At 70.0% G+C, this 949-nt stretch carries 2 protein-coding genes; both read right to left on the bottom strand.

The window, feature by feature from the left end; genetic code table 11:
- The coding region (locus I71_RS26200; protein WP_042700863.1) for a hypothetical protein at nt 1-230 on the bottom strand (230 nt) is incomplete at its 3' end.
- Nucleotides 230-949, bottom strand: a 720-nt coding sequence (locus tag I71_RS26195) for a TonB-dependent siderophore receptor (protein ID WP_042700859.1), incomplete at its 5' end; no start/stop codon positions are given. The genes I71_RS26200 and I71_RS26195, both read right to left, overlap by 1 nt.

Genomic DNA, 949 nt, shown 5'->3' with positions numbered 1-949 from the left:
ACCTCGCCCACCGTCTGGTGCATGCCGACGAGACGGTCGGCCGAGCGGTCGGCGGCGATCACCGTCGGGGCGGAGGGGGCGGGAAGCGCCACGATGCGTTCCGCCGGCTTCGCCAGGAGGACGTGGTTTCCGGCGAGGTCGGTCGTGCGGATCTCCGCCGCTTGGCCCAGGCCGGGCGACAGGGCCAGCAGCAAAGCGGCGGCCGGGAGAGACGGCGGGATCAGGCGCATCAGAAGCTGACCCGGGTCTGGAACACCGCCTGCAGCGGCTCGCCGATGGCGACGCCGAGGTTGTTGACCGCCGAGGTGTAGTAGGTCTTGTCGAAGATGTTCTTGACGTTGACCTGGAAGGTGACGGGCGTGCCATGGACATCGGTGTCGTAGGCGGCGAAGGCGTCGGCGACGACGTAGGACGGCAGATAGAAGCTGTTGGCGGCATCGCCGGCACGCTTGCCGGCATAGCGGGCACCGCCGCCGACCCGCAACGCCGTGCTGCCCAGCACGGCCCCTAGATCATGGGTGACGAACAGCGAGGCGGTGCTGCGGGCGACGTTGGCCAGCCGGTTGCCCTGGTAGAGCGGGTCCTTGGTCACCTGGGCGTCGAGCAGGCTGTAGCTGCCGATGACGCTCCAGCCAGGCGCCACCTCGCCGGCGACGTCGAGCTCGAAGCCGCGCGAGCGCACGGCGCCGGCGGTGCGGTTGACGGTCAGGCCGTTGACCACCTCCGAATAGAGCACGTTGCGCTTGCGCAGGTCGAACAGGGCGGCGGTGGCGGTCAGGCCGCCGGCGAGTTCGACCTTGCCGCCGACCTCGTAGGCGTCGCCCTCCTCCGGCGGCAGCGCGCCGAGATAGCTGGAGATCGAGGAGTTCGGGCGGAAGCTCTGGCTCCAGCTGGCATAAACGGAGGCGTCGGGCGTGACCTTGTAGACGACACCGGCGCGGGGCACGAG

It is taken from the genome of Azospirillum sp. B506 (assembly GCF_000333595.1).
Taxonomy (GTDB): domain Bacteria; phylum Pseudomonadota; class Alphaproteobacteria; order Azospirillales; family Azospirillaceae; genus Azospirillum.
The sequence above is the reverse complement of the archived record's forward strand: the minus strand, read 5'-3'. Positions and strand labels throughout refer to the sequence as shown.